Genomic DNA, 16,083 nt, shown 5'->3' on the forward strand with positions numbered 1-16,083 from the left:
AGGGTAAATACAGTGATTAACGATATTATTAAAGACGCAAAAGAGCGTATGGAAAAAAGCGTAGAATCGCTTCGCAGTCAAATGTCTAAAGTACGCACAGGGCGTGCTCATCCAAGCATCCTTGATAGTGTTATGGTGAACTATTACGGTGTGGATACACCGCTTAAGCAGCTCGCTAACATAACCACGGAAGATTCACGGACACTGGCATTGACGGTGTTTGACAAGTCTTCTGCTCAAGCTGTCGAAAAAGCAATTTTAACCTCTGACTTGGGTTTAAACCCTGCGTCGGCCGGTGCTGTTATTCGTATCCCACTACCTCCTTTGACCGAAGAGCGCCGCCGTGACTTGGTCAAGATCGTACGAGCAGAGGCCGAACAAGCGCGCGTAGCGGTCCGTAATATCCGTCGTGATGCGAATAATGACTTGAAAGAGCTTTTGAAAGAGAAAGAAATCACCGAGGACGAGGAACACTCGGCAGAGGACGATGTCCAAAAGCTTACCGACACGTATGTAAAGAAGATCGACGAGTCGCTTAAAGCAAAAGAACAGGACTTGATGGAAGTTTAATTCCATTTCGTGCTCTAGATGACGCCGTGTAGTAACTATGCGGCGTTTTAATTATTGGCGGACAGCATGAAGCAATCTCCAACAATACAACAGGTCATGCCCAAGCATGTCGCCATCATCATGGACGGTAACGGGCGTTGGGCAAAACAACAGGGTAAACGTCGAACCTTCGGACATAAGAAGGGCGCTGAAGCGGTTAGGAACACCGTGAGCTTTGCGCGTCGTAACGGAATCGAGTCACTTACCTTGTTTGCTTTTAGCAGTGAAAATTGGAATCGACCAGCAACAGAAGTTTCATTGTTAATGGAACTTTTCGTCAATGTGTTAAAGAAAGAAGCTGATAAACTCAAACAAAATGATATAAAGCTTCGGATTATTGGCGATAAGTCACAATTTTCCAGCCGCTTGCGCAAGCACATTGATAAGGCTGAGGCGATGACATCTGACTGCCAAGGTATGATCCTGAATGTGGCAGCTAACTACGGTGGTCAGTGGGACATTGCTCAGGCATCAAGGCAACTTGCAGAGGCGGTTGCTCGAAATGAGCTGACGCCATCGGATATTGATGAGCGTACATTCGAACGTTATTTATGTTTAGCGGACCAGGCAAAACCTGATTTGCTCATTCGTACAGGCGGAGAGCAGAGGGTCAGTAATTTCTTGCTATGGCAAATAGCGTATGCAGAATTTTACTTTACCCCGATATTATGGCCCGACTTTGACGATCAGGCATTTGCAAATGCGGTTGCCGAGTTTGCTCGCCGTGAACGCCGTTATGGCCTCACGAGTGAACAACTCGATAAACTCGTCGAAACAATGAATGCGCGTGTAGAGGACTGAATTTTTGCTTAAACAACGAATTTTGACAGCCGTTATTTTAATACCTGTCGCACTCTATGCAGTGTTCTTATTGCCGCTGTGGGGTTTCTCTTTATTCATCCAAGCCGTGCTTATGCTGGGTGCTTGGGAGTGGGCGCCACTGATGGGACTGACTAAAACTCGCTCGCGCATCGCTTACACCGCGGGGATTGGCATTATCATTGGTGCGCTAAGCCTAGCGGTGCCTTTTGAACATCTCTGGCAAGCAGGAACGCTGAATAACATCATTTATGCCACCATCGCGGCAGGTGGTGTTTGGTGGGTGTGTGCATTAGCACTCGTAGTTAACTACCCATCGAGTCGTCGGATGTGGTCGCGCACACGATCAATCGTCGGCATTTTTGGCATGCTGATTTTTGTGCCGACTTGGGCAGCGTTGGTTACAGTGCGCTCAATCAACATTGATGTGCAACCGTACTTTGGCGGTTGGGTGGTGCTATTCATTTTGTTGTTGGTTTGGGCGGCTGACGTGGGTGCCTACTTCGCGGGGGTTCGTTACGGTCGCAATAAAATGATGCCGGCTGTGAGTCCAGGTAAAACGATGGAAGGGTTGTGCGGTGGTGTAACGCTGGCATTCATTGTCATGATGGTGGTTTCACATTGGACACAAATCCCAGCCGACCAATTTACAGGCTATTACCTCACAGGCCTATTTACGGTGGTCGCGTCGGTTTTTGGTGACTTGAACGAAAGCATGTTTAAACGCAGTGCGGGTGTCAAAGACAGTGGCTCGATTCTTCCGGGTCATGGCGGTATTTTGGATCGCATCGACAGTCTAACCGCGGCTGTACCCGTATTTACCCTCGCGTACTTGGAGTTTTTACGGTAAGTATGATTCAGTCGATTACAATTCTAGGCGCGACAGGGTCTATCGGTCAGAATACTTTGGATGTTGTCGCCCGACATCCTGACAGCTATTCATTGTTCGCTGTGACGGCCAATGGCAACGTGAATGCGATGCTGGAGATTGTGTGCCGTTACAAGCCTCAATATGCAGTTATGGTTGACTCAGGAGCCGCTGAACGATTACGCAGCCAATTGCCTGTTGATGCCAAAACAGAAGTGCTTGCAGGTGAACAGGCATTAACTGAAGTGAGTGGATGCGCCGAAGTCGATGTCGTGATGGCTGCTATTGTGGGAGCGGCAGGCCTAGCGCCTACGCTTGCAGCAATAAACCAAGGTAAACGTGTGTTGCTTGCCAATAAGGAAGCCTTGGTTGTCAGTGGTGAGCTATTCATCAATGCTGCGCGTAACAGCGGGGCGCAAATTCTCCCTGTTGATTCCGAGCATAATGCGATATTCCAATGCCTCCCCGATCTTGCTCAACAGCAAGTGGGGCATATGCAGTTGACGGATCATGGTATTGATAAACTATTGCTAACTGGTTCAGGTGGTCCTTTCCGTCACACACCGATTCAGACGTTGTCACAACAAACACCCGAGCAAGCATGCAATCACCCTAACTGGTCGATGGGGCAGAAGATATCTGTTGATTCCGCAACCATGTTAAATAAAGGACTTGAGTATATTGAGGCGCGCTGGCTATTTAATTGTCAACGGGAGCAATTGGATATCGTGATTCACCCACAGAGCGTGATTCACTCGATGGTGCAATATATTGATGGTTCGGTGATCGCTCAAATGGGGGAGCCGGACATGCGCACGCCTATCGCTCATGTATTGGGCTTCCCTGAGCGTATTCGCAGTGGTGTTAAAGGGCTCGATTTTATGGCGCTAGGCGAGCTGAGTTTCATGCCCGTCGACTTCAATCGGTATCCGTGTCTTAAATTGGCTATAGATAGCTGCTGGGCTGGTCAGTCTGCTACGACCACTTTAAATGCAGCGAATGAAGTAGCGGTCGCTGCGTTTTTGCAAGGCCAGATTCGCTTTACAGATATTGCCGAGGTATGTGATTCAGCGTTACAGAGCTTAGAATGTATTAAAGTGGATTCCGTAGAAGCACTCATGGCTATTGACTCGCAGGCTCGTAGAGCTGCGTCACAACGCGTGGAGCAAGTTGTTTATGCTTGATTGGTTATGGTATGCCGCGTCATTTGTGGTCACCTTAGGTATTTTGGTTTCGTTTCACGAGTTTGGACATTTTTGGGTCGCCCGTCGTTGCGGGGTCAAAGTGCTCACCTACTCGGTGGGTTTTGGTAAAGCCATCTGGTCTCGAGTGGCGCGTGATGGTACGCGTTATCAAGTGGGTATCATCCCTTTAGGTGGTTATGTCCGGATGCTTGATGAACGCGTTGATGACGTCAGTGAGCAAGATAAACATGTATCCTTCAATGCACAGTCGGTTTATAAGCGCTTTGCGATTGTAGCCGCTGGACCGATTTCGAATTTTATCCTCGCCATAGCCGTATTATGGCTGATGTTTGGCATTGGCGTCCCCACGGTAAAGCCGATCATTGGTGAGGTTCAGCCAGGCTCCATTGCGGCACAGGCGAATTTTGTCGAAGGCAGCGAGATTGTTAAAGTTGACAGTGTCGAGGCGTATGACTGGCAACAAGTGCAACTCGGTTTGATGAGTGCGATCGGTAACGACCAACTTTCAATAACGGTGCGTAGCCCTGATGGTCAGTTACAGCAAAAAACCTTAAACATTAAAGATTGGCAGTTTGATCCGGAAACCGAAACCACCTTTGGCAGTTTGGGAATTCAAGTATTTCGGCCCAACGTATCGACTACGTTGGCGCAGGTTGTTGATGACTCACCAGCGCAACAGGCGGGTTTGAAAGCGGGCGATAAAGTGATCGAGCTCAATGGTCAACCGCTGCAAAGCTGGCAGCAGCTCACTGGAACGATCGCTGAATCGGCGGGTGTGAGTTTAACCTTGACGATAGAACGCCAAGGTATAGAACAGAAAATAACTGTTATTCCCGGTGAACGCGAACGAGGTTCTGATGTCATAGGTTACCTAGGCATCGCCCCAGAGGTAGGAGAGTTGCCTGAGGGCTATGTGTTCAACCATCAGTATGGTATTGTCGGTGGTTTAGTTAAAGGCGCTGAGCAGACATGGGAGCTCATGGTTGTCAGTGTCAAAATGATTGGAAAATTAATCACGGGCGATGTGTCCGTAAAAAACCTTGCTGGCCCTTTAAGCATTGCTGAAGGCGCTGGCGTAAGCGCAAGTAGTGGGTTCGTTTACTTTCTCAGCTTTCTTGCGCTATTAAGTGTAAATTTAGGGATAATCAATCTGGTGCCTTTACCCATGTTAGATGGGGGTCACTTAGCGTTCTTTATTGCTGAGTGGGTGAGAGGAAAGCCGGTGTCGGACAAAGTTCAAGACATCTGTTATCGGATTGGTGGTGCGTTAGTCTTTGCATTGATGATAATCGCCATAAGTAATGACATCATGCGCTTCGCATTCTAATTCAAAGTCAACAATAAGTAGCTAGTTATAATGACGTTTAAAAAGCTGTTAGTGAGTGCCATGGTTGCGGCGGCGGTTTCGCCCGCAGCGCAAGCACAAGATGAATTTGTTGTCCAAGATATCGAAGTTAAAGGTCTACAACGTGTGGCACTGGGTGCTGCATTGACCTACATTCCTGTTCGAGTTGGCGATGAAGTGTCTGAGCTGCAGATCCGCAGCGCGATCAAGTCACTTTATTCTTCTACTCACTTTGATTATATCGAAGCGGTACGTGATAACGGAACGCTAACTTTCCGTGTAAGTGAGCGTCCTACGATTGCTCAAATTACATTCGAGGGTAACAACGATATTAAGGACGAGCAGTTAGAACAGAGTCTACAAGACAATAATATCGTTGAAGGTGAGCCACTCGATCGCACAACCATCTCCGGTATCGAAAAGGGTCTTGAAGATTTCTATCAAAGTGTCGGTAAATATAACGCCCAAGTTGATCTCGAAGTCATTGAGTTGCCACGTAACCGCGTTGAGTTGCGCATGAACTTCGAAGAGGGTGATGCCGCAGAGATTGCTCAGATCAATATCGTGGGTAACAAAGCGTTTCCCGACGAGTTACTGCTAGATACATTTGAGTTACGTGATGACTTACCTTGGTGGAATATCATCGGTGAGAAACGTTACCAAAAAGAACAGTTGAGTGGTGACTTAGAAACGCTCGAGTCCTACTACCGCGATCGCGGTTATCTGCAGTTCCAAGTGGAATCTGTTCAGGTTTCCGTTACGCCCGATAAAGCCGGCGTTTACATTACGATTAATGTCAGCGAGGGCGAAAAGTATTACGTTAGCGAAACCGATGTGATTGGTGATCTGAAAGGGCACGAAGACATTGTTAATCGCTTAACTACGATTAAAGAGGGTGCGCTTTATAATGCCGCTCAAGTAACCTACATCGAAGATCTGGTCAGCCGCTTTTACGGGGGGTATGGATATGCTTACCCTGAAGTAAAAGCGTTGCCTGAACGTAACGATGAGGACAAGACGGTTAAGCTGACTTTCTCGGTCAACCCAGGTAACCGTGTTTATGTTCGTCGTATTGGCTTTGAAGGCAACTCGACCACTGAAGATCAAGTGTTACGTCGCGAAATGCGTCAACTTGAAGGGGCTTGGTTGTCGGATAACAAGATTGAACAAGGTAAAGTTCGTCTAGAACGCCTCGGTTTCTTTGAAACGGTTGAGACCTCAACCGAGAAAGTTGATGGCCAGCCTGACCAAGTTGATGTTACCTATAAAGTTAAAGAGCAACCATCGGGCTCGTTTAATGCCGGTATCGGCTACGGCGACTACTCAGGTCTACAACTGAATGCTGGTATACAGCAAAGTAACTTCTTAGGTACGGGTAACCGTGCGGGTATCAATGTCTCGACTAGCCGTTTCCAGAAGAACTTTAGTGTTTCCTATACTGACCCGTACTTTACCACCAATGGTGTTTCTTTATCGGGTCAATTGTTCCTCAGCGAGTTCGATGCCGGACGAGCTGAAAACTTGATTCGTTACAACCAACGCACGTATGGCGTAAGCACCAATGTTGGCTTCCCTGTCGATGAAATCAATAGCTTTAGCTTTGGTGTAGGTTATAAGCGTCAAGAAGTAACTAACGTTGATGGTTACGAGCAGATTCGTAAGTTCTATCAAGCATTCTTGGATCCGCAAAGCCCAGATTCAGGCGTTGGCTTCGATATTTACGACTTTACCGCGGGGTGGTCACGAGTCACGTTAAACCGCGGTACGTTCCCGAGCTCAGGTTCGTCTCAGCGGGCGTCGTTTGAAATCTCGGCACCGTTCAGTGATATTCAGTATTTCCGTCTCGGTTACGACTTTAAATATTACTGGCCTTTGTCAGACGATCAGCAGTGGACGCTACTAACCCGTTTCAATGTCGGCTATGGTAATGGTTACGGCGAGGACGATGCGGGCAATGACTATTTGTTGCCTTTCTGGGAGTCATTCCGTGTTGGCGGTCAAGGCGATTTGCGTGGCTTTGAGCCGAACACAGTGGGGCCGCGCGCGATATATAGCTATGCAGATCAGATCGCGACGCCGCCAGATTGGACCGGGCTACCGGGTGGTTATCCAGCAGGTTCTAACGCTGAATCAATTACTGTTAGTCGATTTGCGGTAGGTGGTAACGCGAAAGTAGTTGGTGGTGTTGAACTTATCGTGCCAACACCGTTTATTGACGAGGGCATGCGTAACAGTGTCCGTACAAGTGTGTTCGTCGATGTGGGCACCGTGTGGGATACTGAGTTTGACTACGATAAGTATAAGGGCTTAGATTTAATAGGTCAGAGCCAGCCACTGAGTGACTACAGTGATCCCGGTGATTTCCGAGTGTCGGCAGGTATTTCCGTACAGTGGATATCGCCTATGGGTCCGTTGACCTTCTCATTAGGTCGAGCGCTTAAAGAAGTGGAAGGCGATGAAACCCAGATATTCTCGTTCAACATCGGTACGACATTCTGATAGAGTAGCGATGTTGACAGTTCAACGCGAGACAATCGCACTATAAGAACAACAAATTTTTTTGAGGAGTTAATTTTGAAAAAGCTATTTAAAACAACCGTTGCAGCTTTAGCTGTATCAAGTGCAATGTTTGCTGGCGCAGCAAGTGCTCAACAGAAGATCGGCGTTGTCGATATGATGCAAGTGTTTCAACAATTGCCACAACGTGAGCAAATTTCACAGCAGTTGCAAACCGAGTTTCAAGATCGTTTCGAGGAAATGCGTCAATTAGAGCAAAAGATTCAGGAACTGCGTCAAAAGCAAGAACGTGATGCATCGGTCATGTCTGCTGATGAAAAAACGCAATTGAACCGCGAACTTGAACAGTTAGTCGCTGAAGCACAATTGAAGAGTAAAGCGTTGCAAGAAGACACACGTCGTCGTCAAGCTGAAGAGCGCGATGAGCTATTAGGCAAAGTGCAGAATGCAATCAACGCTGTAGCTGAATCAGGTGATTACGACCTCGTTTTACAAAGCAACGCAGTCGCGTTCATGAAGTCTGATAATGACCTTTCTGCTAAGGTTGTCGAGCGTATGAGTGCTAACTCGGGTAACTAATCAATGACAGAATACTCTTTAAAGCAGTTAGCAGAGTATGTTGATGGTGAGGTTCGCGGCGACGCGAACCTTGTTGTTACTGGAGTTGGGACTTTACAGTCTGCATCAGCAGCGCAAATTGCTTTTTTAGCTAATAGCCGTTACAAAAGCCAGCTTGAAACCAGCCGAGCCGGTGCCGTTATCCTCGCACCTAAAGATGCCGAAGACATGCCGGCGATTAATGCTATCGTGGTGAATAACCCCTACGCGGCATTTGCTAAAGTAGCCCAGCGCTTAGATACCACGCCAGCGCCTGCTGAGGGCGTTGCCGAAACGGCTAAGGTGCACGCTTCTGCAAAATTAGGTAACAACGTGGCTTTAGGCGAGTACGTTGTGATCGAAGCGGGTGCGGTCATTGGCGATAACGTTGCGATTGGTGCACACACTCATATCGGCCCCGAAGTAACGGTAGGTGCAGATACAAAAATTTGGTCAGGCGTTAATATCTATCATCGCTGTGTCATTGGAGCTCAGTGCAATATTCACTCGGGCGCGGTGATTGGTGCCGATGGATTCGGTTGGGCTCCTGAAAATGGGCGCTGGCTGAAAATACCTCAAATTGGTCGAGTTATTATCGGCGATGATGTAGAAATTGGTGCTAGCACGACGGTTGATAGAGGTGCGCTCGACGATACGATAATCAGCAACGGCTGTATTATTGACAACCAGTGTCAAATTGCTCATAACGTGTTTATTGATGAAAATACCGCCATTGCGGGCTGTACCGTTTTGGCAGGAAGTTGCCGGATTGGTAAGCGCTGCATGATCGGTGGTGCTTCAGCGATTAACGGACACATCAGTATTTGCGATGACGTGCAAATCATGGGATTTGCAATGGTGATAAAAGAAATTACTGAGCCCGGCGTTTATGCGTCAGGTATTCCTGCTACTCATCACCGTGAATGGCGGAGAAATGGGGCGCGTTATCGTCAGCTGGATGACCTTTTTAAGCGCGTTAAAGGCATCGAGCAAGAACTGCAAAAAATTAAGTAAAGGGAGAGGATGTTGAAAGCCACTGACTCTGGATTTGATATTCAAGGTGTACTCGACTTACTACCACACCGGTATCCATTTTTATTGATTGACCGGGTCATTTCTTGTGACTGCAAGAAAGACATTCACGCGATTAAGAATGTGAGCTTTAACGAGCCCATGTTTAACGGTCATTTTCCGGGTAATCCTATTTTCCCAGGTGTTTTGTTACTCGAAGGTCTAGCACAAGCGGCTGGTTTGTTGGGCTTCCGAATTACAGAGCAAAAATCTACTGCAAATGATTTATATTTATTTGCAGGTATCGATAACGCGCGTTTTAAACGCCAAGTTGTGCCAGGCGATACTATCCATTTTTATGTCACTTTCGAGAAAGAACGTCGTGGGATTTGGAAGTTTTCCGGTCGCGCTGAAGTTGACGGTGAATTAGCAGCAAGCGCCGAAATTATTTGCGCGAGAAGGGAAGTCTAGTGATCCACGAAACTGCTATTATCGATTCGTCGGCTAAACTGGGAAGTAACGTTTCTGTTGGACCTTGGACGATTATTGGACCCAACGTAGAAATTGGTGATGATTGTGATATTCGCTCGCATGTAGTCATCAAAGGACCGACGAAAATCGGCGCCCGTAATACCATTTATCAGTTCGCAAGCGTGGGCGAAGATTGCCAAGATAAAAAATATGCGGGTGAACCCACACGTTTAGAGATTGGTGACGATAACGTCATTCGTGAGTCGGTGACGATTCATCGTGGCACTATCCAAGACGAGGGTATTACGCGTATTGGCGATCGTAACTTGCTGATGGCATACGTGCATGTCGCGCACGACTGTATTATCGGAGACGATAATATTTTCGCCAACTTAGTCACCCTGGCAGGTCACGTTCATGTGGGCAACCAAGTCATTTTGGGCGGTTTGACCGGCGTTCACCAATTTTGTCATATTGGCTCGCACGCATTTGCGGCGGTCAACTCGATCGTTGTACAGGACATTCCACCGTTTGTGATGGCGCAAGGTCATAATGCGCGTCCTCGCACCATAAACTCTGAAGGTTTAAAGCGTCGACAGTTCAGTGAACAAGAAATCCGTAACATTCGTCGCGCTTACAAGCTGTTATATCGTTCGAGTCTAACTGTTGAAGAAGCGATACAACAGATAGAAGCGCTTGAAGAGCCCAAGTTAGTGGACTTTGTTAAGTTCGTTAAACATTCGCAACGTGGCATTATTCGACCCTAATGGAAAACGCGCAAACGTCTGTCAAAGTTGCGTTAGTCGCAGGTGAACACTCAGGCGATATACTCGGATCAGGCCTGATGGCCGCCTTGAAGTCGCGCTATCAACATGTTGAGTTCATCGGTGTGGGAGGGCCTCTCATGGAACGTGAGGGGCTCAGCTCGTTTTTCCCGATGGAAGACTTGTCGATTATGGGTTTGGCCGAAGTGGTGCGCCACTTACCTAAGCTATTAAAACACCGCAGACAGTTAGTCGAGTTTCTTAAGCAACAGCAACCTGACGTCTTTATTGGTATCGACGCCCCTGATTTTAATCTCACGGTTGAAAAGCGACTTAAAGCAACGGGTATTAAAACCGTTCACTACGTTAGCCCATCGGTCTGGGCCTGGCGCAAAGGAAGAATCAAGGGGATAAAAGAAGCCGTTGACCATGTGTTGTGCTTATTGCCCTTCGAAAAGCAGTTCTATGATCAACACGATTTACCTGCGACCTTCGTGGGTCATCCGCTAGCGGACGCTATTCCTCGTCAAAGCGATAAAGTTGCGGCTAGGAATGATTTAGGTCTAGCCGAATCGGGCACCTATATTGGCTTACTCCCCGGCAGTCGCAAAGGTGAATTAGCGCGCATGGCGCCGGTTTTTTTGCAAGTCTGTAAAACGCTTAAAGCCAATCATCCTGAGTTGCAGTTTGTCGCGCCTATGGTGAATCAAGCTCGCGCCGATGAATTGAGTTCGCTAATAGCAGAAAGTGGTATGCAAGCGGATGTGCAGATCCTTCTTGGGCGAAGCCGTGAGGTGATGAGCGCTTGTGACTACCTGCTATTAACATCAGGTACAGTAGCGCTTGAGGCTCTTTTGATTAAGCGCCCGATGGTGGTTGCCTATCGCTTCGCTTGGCTGTCTTACCAAGTTATTAAGCGGCTTTTTCATGCACCTTTCTTCTCGTTACCGAACCTCTTAGCGGGGCGTGCTATTGTACCGGAACTCGCTCAAAGTGATGCCAGTGTCGAACGGATAGTTGCCAACATGGAGCAATTGCTGCGGTCGGATAACCAAGCGCTTCTTGAACAATTTGATAGCATTCACCAACAACTTGACCAATCTGCGAGTCAGGTTGCTGCAGATGTGGTGACTAATCTTCTAAAAAATTGAACGTAATTACGGAAATTATGCGCTAATAATCCTAAAAAATCTGATCTAGTATGAGTGTATTCAATAGATTGGAGATTAGATATGGGTTTATTAGTCGACGGTAAGTGGCACGACAAATGGTATGACACCAAAAAACATGGTGGACGCTTCGTTAGAAGTGAGTCACAGTTTCGTAACAGCATCGAGCCTAGTGGTCAGTTTTCGCCTGAGTCGGGTCGCTACCATTTATTCGTATCTTATGCGTGTCCTTGGGCACATCGTGCACTGATTTTTAGAAAGCTTAAAGGGCTAGAGTCTCACATTGACGTGTCTGTGGTTCATCCTTTAATGCTGGAAAACGGTTGGGAGTTTTCAACCGCTCCGCTTAACGATCCGCTCTATCAGTCTGACTTTCTCTACCAGCTATACTTGAAAGCCGATCCTAACTATTCTGGTCGAGTGACGGTGCCTGTGTTGTGGGATAAGCAACAAGAAACCATCGTCAATAATGAATCAGCCGAAATCATACGTATTTTTAACTCCGCGTTTAATGATTTAACGGGCAATGACCTGGATTTTTATCCCGAAGCGCTGCAACAAGAAATTGATGAAGTCAACGAGCGGGTTTATCACGGTATAAATAACGGTGTTTATAAATGTGGCTTTGCGACTGAACAGAGCGCCTATGAAGAGGCATTCGAAGCGCTTTTTGACGCCTTAAATTGGGTTGAGGAGCGGTTAGAAGGACGCGATTATTTAGTGGGCGACCAACTCACTGAAGCGGATTGGCGTTTGTTCACCACGCTAGTGCGTTTTGATGCCGTCTATTTTGGCCACTTCAAAGCTAACAAATACCGCATTAGTGACTATCCACGCATGCGTGACTATTTAAGCCGTTTATTCCACTATCCAGGCGTTGCAGAGACAGTAGTGATGGATCATATTAAGCGCCACTACTACGGCAGCCATAAAACTATTAACCCCACTCAGATCGTGCCAGTGGGTCCTGAGTTATCATTTTAAGGAATTACGTATGGGTATCGTTAAACGCGTAAAAGGGGTAGCCGCGCAAGATGGTGCGGGCGTAAAGTTGTCACGTATCATTAATCAACCGGCTTTTAAACATCAGGATCCCTTTTTGATGCTCGATGAATTTCGTTCAGATGATCCCGATGATTATATTGCCGGTTTTCCGCCTCATCCTCACCGCGGTTTCTGTACACTGACTTATATGTTAGCCGGACAAATGGCGCATGAAGACTCGGTGGGAAATCAAGGTCTCGTTGGTGCCGGCGGTGTGCAATGGATGAAAGCAGCGCGTGGTATTATCCATGCGGAAATGCCCAAGCAAACGGACGGTTTGATGTGGGGCTTTCAACTATGGATTAATCTGCCCGCGAAATATAAGATGGATGAGCCGGAATGGTTTGATTACAAAGCAAATACTATTCCTGAGGTTGAGTTGCAAAGCGGTCTTCTTCGTCTAATTGCGGGACACTACGGTGACAAACAGGGTCCCGTTTCATTGCCGGAGCAGAGGTTTTTCATCGCTGATCTGCGCTTAAACGAAAAGGGCAGTGAACAATTAGCGCTGGCTCAGCACACAACTCAACTGATGTATGTTTATCAGGGCGCTCTTTTGATCGATGGCGAACGCATCGAACGTGGTGAGTTAGCCGTTCTGGATAGGCAAGCCGCCACTTTAAATGTAACTGCTGAGCAAGACAGTGGCGCGATGATTTTAATGGGCGATGCGCTGGGCGAATCAATTAGTCAATACGGCCCGTTCGTAATGAATACGCCGCAAGAAATTGAACAAGCAATTCGTGACTATCAACAAGGTAAACTGACTCAAGGTTAACTAAGATTGAAACGAGCTGTTTGCTTAATTAATTGTTCATAGCGTGCTGCATGGGATGTCGAAAGTGTCATCCCCTGCAGAGTGCGCAAGCAGGAGAGACATTCCTTTTTCAGAAAGCCAATTTCATTATCCGAGTTGGCTTCTGCACAGTATCTGACTGCTGCTTGAATAAAGTTGAGTGCCGCACCACTATTCAAAGGCGCCATCTTTAAAGCTTCTCTGAAGCTATTAAGCGCCTCTTTGTAGCGGCGATCTTCATACTCTTGAATGCCCCGTTCATGCATTTGCCTAAATTGCGTGCGGCGTTGCTCTGAGCGCGATACTCGGTCACGCATCAGGCGCTGGGTGTACTCATCAATAGTGAAGAGTTGTTGATATTGTTGAACGATATCATCGGCTTTTTCAAACTCGCCTAAATCCATTAAAATAGCAATCACATCAAAACTTACCTCCTCGGGTAAGCTGTTACCGGCCGCTAAATCATCCCCAAAAATTTGATTTAATCGACTTTGCGCTTCACGTAAGCGCCCGTTAAATGCATCGATGCGTGACAACAGAATGGATTCAATGGTTTCAAAAGAAATATCCGAATAGACGAGGTTTTCATCAAAGCGAGCCCGCTGTAGCTCCATTGTCGCTTCGGTTTGATATTTAGCAATCTGTTGCCGAGTTTCAGCATGCTCTGCAGCGTCTAAAATGGCGCGTAGGTAATTGCATAGATGCTGCACATTGCGATGAACTGAGGTACGTGCAATTTGTAGCACGTTATTCATTGCTTGTTTAGCTATTTCGTAGTTTTCAGAGTCTCGTGCGATACGCGCGAGTAACGTCTGTCTTTCGATTGAAAAAGGTGCCATGGTAATCGCGATTCGGGCACTATCTAACGCCTCATCCATAGCTTCTTTACTCAGAAAACAGCGGGTTTTCAGGTCATGTGCTTCAATGGCATTGGGCATTTTTTTTACGACCGCGGCGACAAGTTCAAGGGCGTCGTCGGGGCGTTGTTGTAGCAATCGTGTCTCAGCTTGTTTAAGGCGCGCCCAACTTTGACCACCCTCTTCAAGCAACTGCTCAATAGCTTTATCGGCGGCGTCTAACTGACCGGTTTTATTAAATAATTCAATCTGCAACTTTTGACAATAGGCGGCGTAACGGCTTTGCGCATTGATATGCTTCTGACAGGCCTCGATACACTGTTCATAGTCTTTGCTGTAGAGTGATTTAAAGACATCTCTTAGCCACATTCTACGTTTGTATGCACGCAACAAACGAGCGCGTAAAACACGATGTGAAAAGGGTTTTGTGAGGTAGTCGTCCGGTTGCAGCTCGAGCGCGCTCAATACCATCGGGCGAGTGTTATCACCTGTAATTATAAAAAACAGTGTTTCAGGCTTAAGCATGCCGCGTTGGCGGAGCTCTTCTAACACCTGGCGACCGTTTTTGCCGCGGCCTAAGTTATAATCAACCAATAAAATATCGTAGGGGCGCCGCGCGTAGGCTGCAATTCCCGCCTCGCCAGTGCGTTTAGCATCAACTTCTTTGGCACCTAAATTAATCAGCAAACCTTTCAACATGACTTGAAAGGCCTTTTGATCTTCAATAATCAAGACGCGTTTGTCTGATAAATCCAGTGCTTCGTTCATACCGTACATTGCTTAGGATAAGTTGATATCAGCATACTGTTAAATATGGGCTATGTTAAGCTTGGAATAGCGCTAAGTAGATAATATTTTGAATAAAAGTTAAAAATGGATTCGTTATGAAAGCAGCAAGGATTAAAGATGGACGCATCGAATGGGCAGAAGTTGAACAATCAAAAGCGTTAGACAGTCATCAAGTAAGGATAGCGATTAGTCACGCAGGCATGAATCGTGCCGATTTAATGCAAGTTGCAGGCGCTTATCCTGCACCGCCGGGTGCATCTGACATTCCTGGTCTTGAATGCAGTGGAACGATCATTGAAGTCGGTAGCGACGTCGACGCTTTCAGTGTGGGCGATAAGGTATGTGCCTTGCTAGCCGCCGGAGGTTACGCTGAACAAGTCGTTGTTGACCAGCAGCAAGTATTACCCTTACCGAACGGTTGGTCACAGGAGCAAGGAGCGGGTTGGCTGGAGACGTTTGCAACGGCATTTTTGAATGTGTTCCAACTTGCCCGCGTAAAATCAAACGAGCGTGTATTGATTCATGCGGCAGCGGGTGGCGTAGGAACGTCGTTGATTCAATTATGTAAGGAAAAAGGTATTGAGTCTGTGGCCGTTGTGGGCACAGATGAGAAGCAGCAGTTCTGTCGCAAACTGGGTTCGCAAGTGACGGTCAATCGGCATCATGAGCGTGATTGGCAGCAACTTAGTAGTGAGGGCGTGGATGTCATCTTAAATCCGATTGGGGGTGACTCGATTGCGCGTGACCAAGGCTTTTTAAATACCGAAGGTCGCATCATTCTCATCGGATTGATGGGCGGACGCGAAGGTCAGGTTGATTTTGGACGCATGCTGATAAAACGCCAGCGTATTATTGGTTCAACGTTAAGAGCACTGTCAGCTGAACGTAAGGGAAGTATCTTACGAGAACTGTGGGATGAATTCGGTGAAGCGTTTAGTGCGAAGCGCATCACACCCATACTGGACAGAGTCGTTGCGGCTAATGATGTTAATGAAGCAATGGACTACGTACGTGAGAATAGAACGTTTGGAAAAGTGATTTTGGCTATGCAAGACAACTAAGAAAAAATGGTGGAGGGGGCAGGATTCGAACCTGCGAAGGCTGAGCCGTCAGATTTACAGTCTGATCCCTTTGACCGCTCGGGAACCCCTCCATCAGAAGAGCGCGTATGATAGCAACCTGAACTCGGTTGTAAAGGGTTAACTAAAAAAACTCATTATTT

15 protein-coding genes and 1 tRNA gene are annotated in these 16,083 nt (G+C 47.1%); 14 read left to right on the forward strand and 2 right to left on the reverse strand.

The features are described from left to right. The first annotated feature begins 12 nt into the window (after positions 1–12). The 13 genes from frr to BFR57_RS09260 all read left to right on the forward strand — a co-directional run bounded on the left by frr (position 13) and on the right by BFR57_RS09260 (position 13,197). Positions 13–570, forward strand: a complete 558-nt coding sequence (gene frr, locus BFR57_RS09200; RefSeq protein ID WP_006955309.1) for a ribosome recycling factor — start codon at positions 13–15, stop codon at positions 568–570. Between the two features lie 66 nt (positions 571–636). Beyond that, a complete protein-coding gene (gene uppS, locus BFR57_RS09205; RefSeq protein ID WP_071463664.1) occupies positions 637–1,410 on the forward strand; it encodes a polyprenyl diphosphate synthase in 774 nt (257 codons plus the stop codon). 4 nt (positions 1,411–1,414) lie between these two features. Further along, a complete protein-coding gene (locus BFR57_RS09210) occupies positions 1,415–2,278 on the forward strand; it encodes a phosphatidate cytidylyltransferase (RefSeq protein ID WP_071463665.1) in 864 nt (287 codons plus the stop codon). 5 nt (positions 2,279–2,283) lie between these two features. Beyond that, on the forward strand, positions 2,284–3,480 hold the full coding sequence (gene ispC, locus BFR57_RS09215; protein WP_071463900.1) for a 1-deoxy-D-xylulose-5-phosphate reductoisomerase: 1,197 nt from the start codon (positions 2,284–2,286) through the stop codon (positions 3,478–3,480). Beyond that, a complete protein-coding gene (gene rseP, locus BFR57_RS09220; RefSeq protein WP_071463666.1) occupies positions 3,473–4,828 on the forward strand; it encodes a sigma E protease regulator RseP in 1,356 nt (451 codons plus the stop codon). The genes ispC and rseP overlap by 8 nt, the downstream gene beginning before the upstream one ends. A gap of 30 nt (positions 4,829–4,858) precedes the next feature. Beyond that, on the forward strand, positions 4,859–7,345 hold the full coding sequence (bamA, locus tag BFR57_RS09225) for an outer membrane protein assembly factor BamA (RefSeq protein ID WP_071463667.1): 2,487 nt from the start codon (positions 4,859–4,861) through the stop codon (positions 7,343–7,345). Between the two features lie 75 nt (positions 7,346–7,420). After that, the gene (locus BFR57_RS09230; RefSeq protein ID WP_083405102.1) at positions 7,421–7,942 is read left to right on the forward strand and encodes an OmpH family outer membrane protein; all 522 of its coding nucleotides are present in this window, start codon (positions 7,421–7,423) and stop codon (positions 7,940–7,942) included. Positions 7,943–7,945: 3 nt separating this feature from the next. After that, on the forward strand, positions 7,946–8,974 hold the full coding sequence (gene lpxD, locus BFR57_RS09235) for a UDP-3-O-(3-hydroxymyristoyl)glucosamine N-acyltransferase (protein WP_071463668.1): 1,029 nt from the start codon (positions 7,946–7,948) through the stop codon (positions 8,972–8,974). Between the two features lie 9 nt (positions 8,975–8,983). Continuing rightward, positions 8,984–9,442, forward strand: coding sequence for a 3-hydroxyacyl-ACP dehydratase FabZ (fabZ, locus tag BFR57_RS09240; RefSeq protein WP_071463669.1), 459 nt, complete (start codon positions 8,984–8,986; stop codon positions 9,440–9,442). After that, entirely contained in the window at positions 9,442–10,209 is a 768-nt protein-coding gene (gene lpxA / locus BFR57_RS09245) for an acyl-ACP--UDP-N-acetylglucosamine O-acyltransferase (RefSeq protein WP_071463670.1), read from the forward strand. Before fabZ ends, lpxA begins: the two co-directional genes overlap by 1 nt. Beyond that, positions 10,209–11,357, forward strand: a complete 1,149-nt coding sequence (gene lpxB, locus BFR57_RS09250; RefSeq protein WP_071463671.1) for a lipid-A-disaccharide synthase — start codon at positions 10,209–10,211, stop codon at positions 11,355–11,357. The genes lpxA and lpxB overlap by 1 nt, the downstream gene beginning before the upstream one ends. A gap of 81 nt (positions 11,358–11,438) precedes the next feature. Further along, a complete protein-coding gene (locus tag BFR57_RS09255) occupies positions 11,439–12,359 on the forward strand; it encodes a glutathione S-transferase family protein (protein WP_071463672.1) in 921 nt (306 codons plus the stop codon). Positions 12,360–12,369: 10 nt separating this feature from the next. After that, the gene (locus BFR57_RS09260) at positions 12,370–13,197 is read left to right on the forward strand and encodes a pirin family protein (protein WP_071463673.1); all 828 of its coding nucleotides are present in this window, start codon (positions 12,370–12,372) and stop codon (positions 13,195–13,197) included. Here BFR57_RS09260 and BFR57_RS09265 read toward each other — a convergent pair. Further along, positions 13,194–14,840: a response regulator gene (locus BFR57_RS09265; protein ID WP_071463674.1), complete on the reverse strand. Its 1,647-nt coding sequence runs from the start codon at positions 14,838–14,840 to the stop codon at positions 13,194–13,196. The genes BFR57_RS09260 and BFR57_RS09265 overlap by 4 nt on opposite strands. Positions 14,841–14,956: 116 nt before the next feature. Here BFR57_RS09265 and BFR57_RS09270 point away from each other — a divergent pair, with 116 nt between their 5' ends. Then, positions 14,957–15,922 (forward strand): NAD(P)H-quinone oxidoreductase, encoded by a 966-nt coding sequence (locus BFR57_RS09270; protein ID WP_071463675.1) that lies wholly within the window; start codon positions 14,957–14,959, stop codon positions 15,920–15,922. A 7-nt stretch (positions 15,923–15,929) separates the two neighbouring features. Here BFR57_RS09270 and BFR57_RS09275 read toward each other — a convergent pair. After that, positions 15,930–16,014, reverse strand: a tRNA-Tyr gene (locus BFR57_RS09275). Between the last annotated feature and the right edge of the window lie 69 nt (positions 16,015–16,083).

The sequence above is a fragment of the Idiomarina sp. MD25a genome (genome assembly GCF_001870515.1).
Classification (GTDB): Bacteria; Pseudomonadota; Gammaproteobacteria; order Enterobacterales; family Alteromonadaceae; genus Idiomarina.

What these genes read in the sequence shown, in the direction of transcription:
- BFR57_RS09260 (WP_071463673.1), top strand. Translation starts at nt 12,370, where the DNA reads ATGGGTATCGTTAAACGCGTAAAAGGGGTAGCCGCGCAAGATGGTGCG.
- lpxD (WP_071463668.1), top strand. Translation starts at nt 7,946, where the DNA reads ATGACAGAATACTCTTTAAAGCAGTTAGCAGAGTATGTTGATGGTGAG.
- rseP (WP_071463666.1), top strand. Translation starts at nt 3,473, where the DNA reads ATGCTTGATTGGTTATGGTATGCCGCGTCATTTGTGGTCACCTTAGGT.
- BFR57_RS09255 (WP_071463672.1), top strand. Translation starts at nt 11,439, where the DNA reads ATGGGTTTATTAGTCGACGGTAAGTGGCACGACAAATGGTATGACACC.
- BFR57_RS09265 (WP_071463674.1), bottom strand. Translation starts at nt 14,840, where the DNA reads ATGAACGAAGCACTGGATTTATCAGACAAACGCGTCTTGATTATTGAA.
- BFR57_RS09270 (WP_071463675.1), top strand. Translation starts at nt 14,957, where the DNA reads ATGAAAGCAGCAAGGATTAAAGATGGACGCATCGAATGGGCAGAAGTT.
- uppS (WP_071463664.1), top strand. Translation starts at nt 637, where the DNA reads ATGAAGCAATCTCCAACAATACAACAGGTCATGCCCAAGCATGTCGCC.
- lpxB (WP_071463671.1), top strand. Translation starts at nt 10,209, where the DNA reads ATGGAAAACGCGCAAACGTCTGTCAAAGTTGCGTTAGTCGCAGGTGAA.
- fabZ (WP_071463669.1), top strand. Translation starts at nt 8,984, where the DNA reads ATGTTGAAAGCCACTGACTCTGGATTTGATATTCAAGGTGTACTCGAC.
- bamA (WP_071463667.1), top strand. Translation starts at nt 4,859, where the DNA reads ATGACGTTTAAAAAGCTGTTAGTGAGTGCCATGGTTGCGGCGGCGGTT.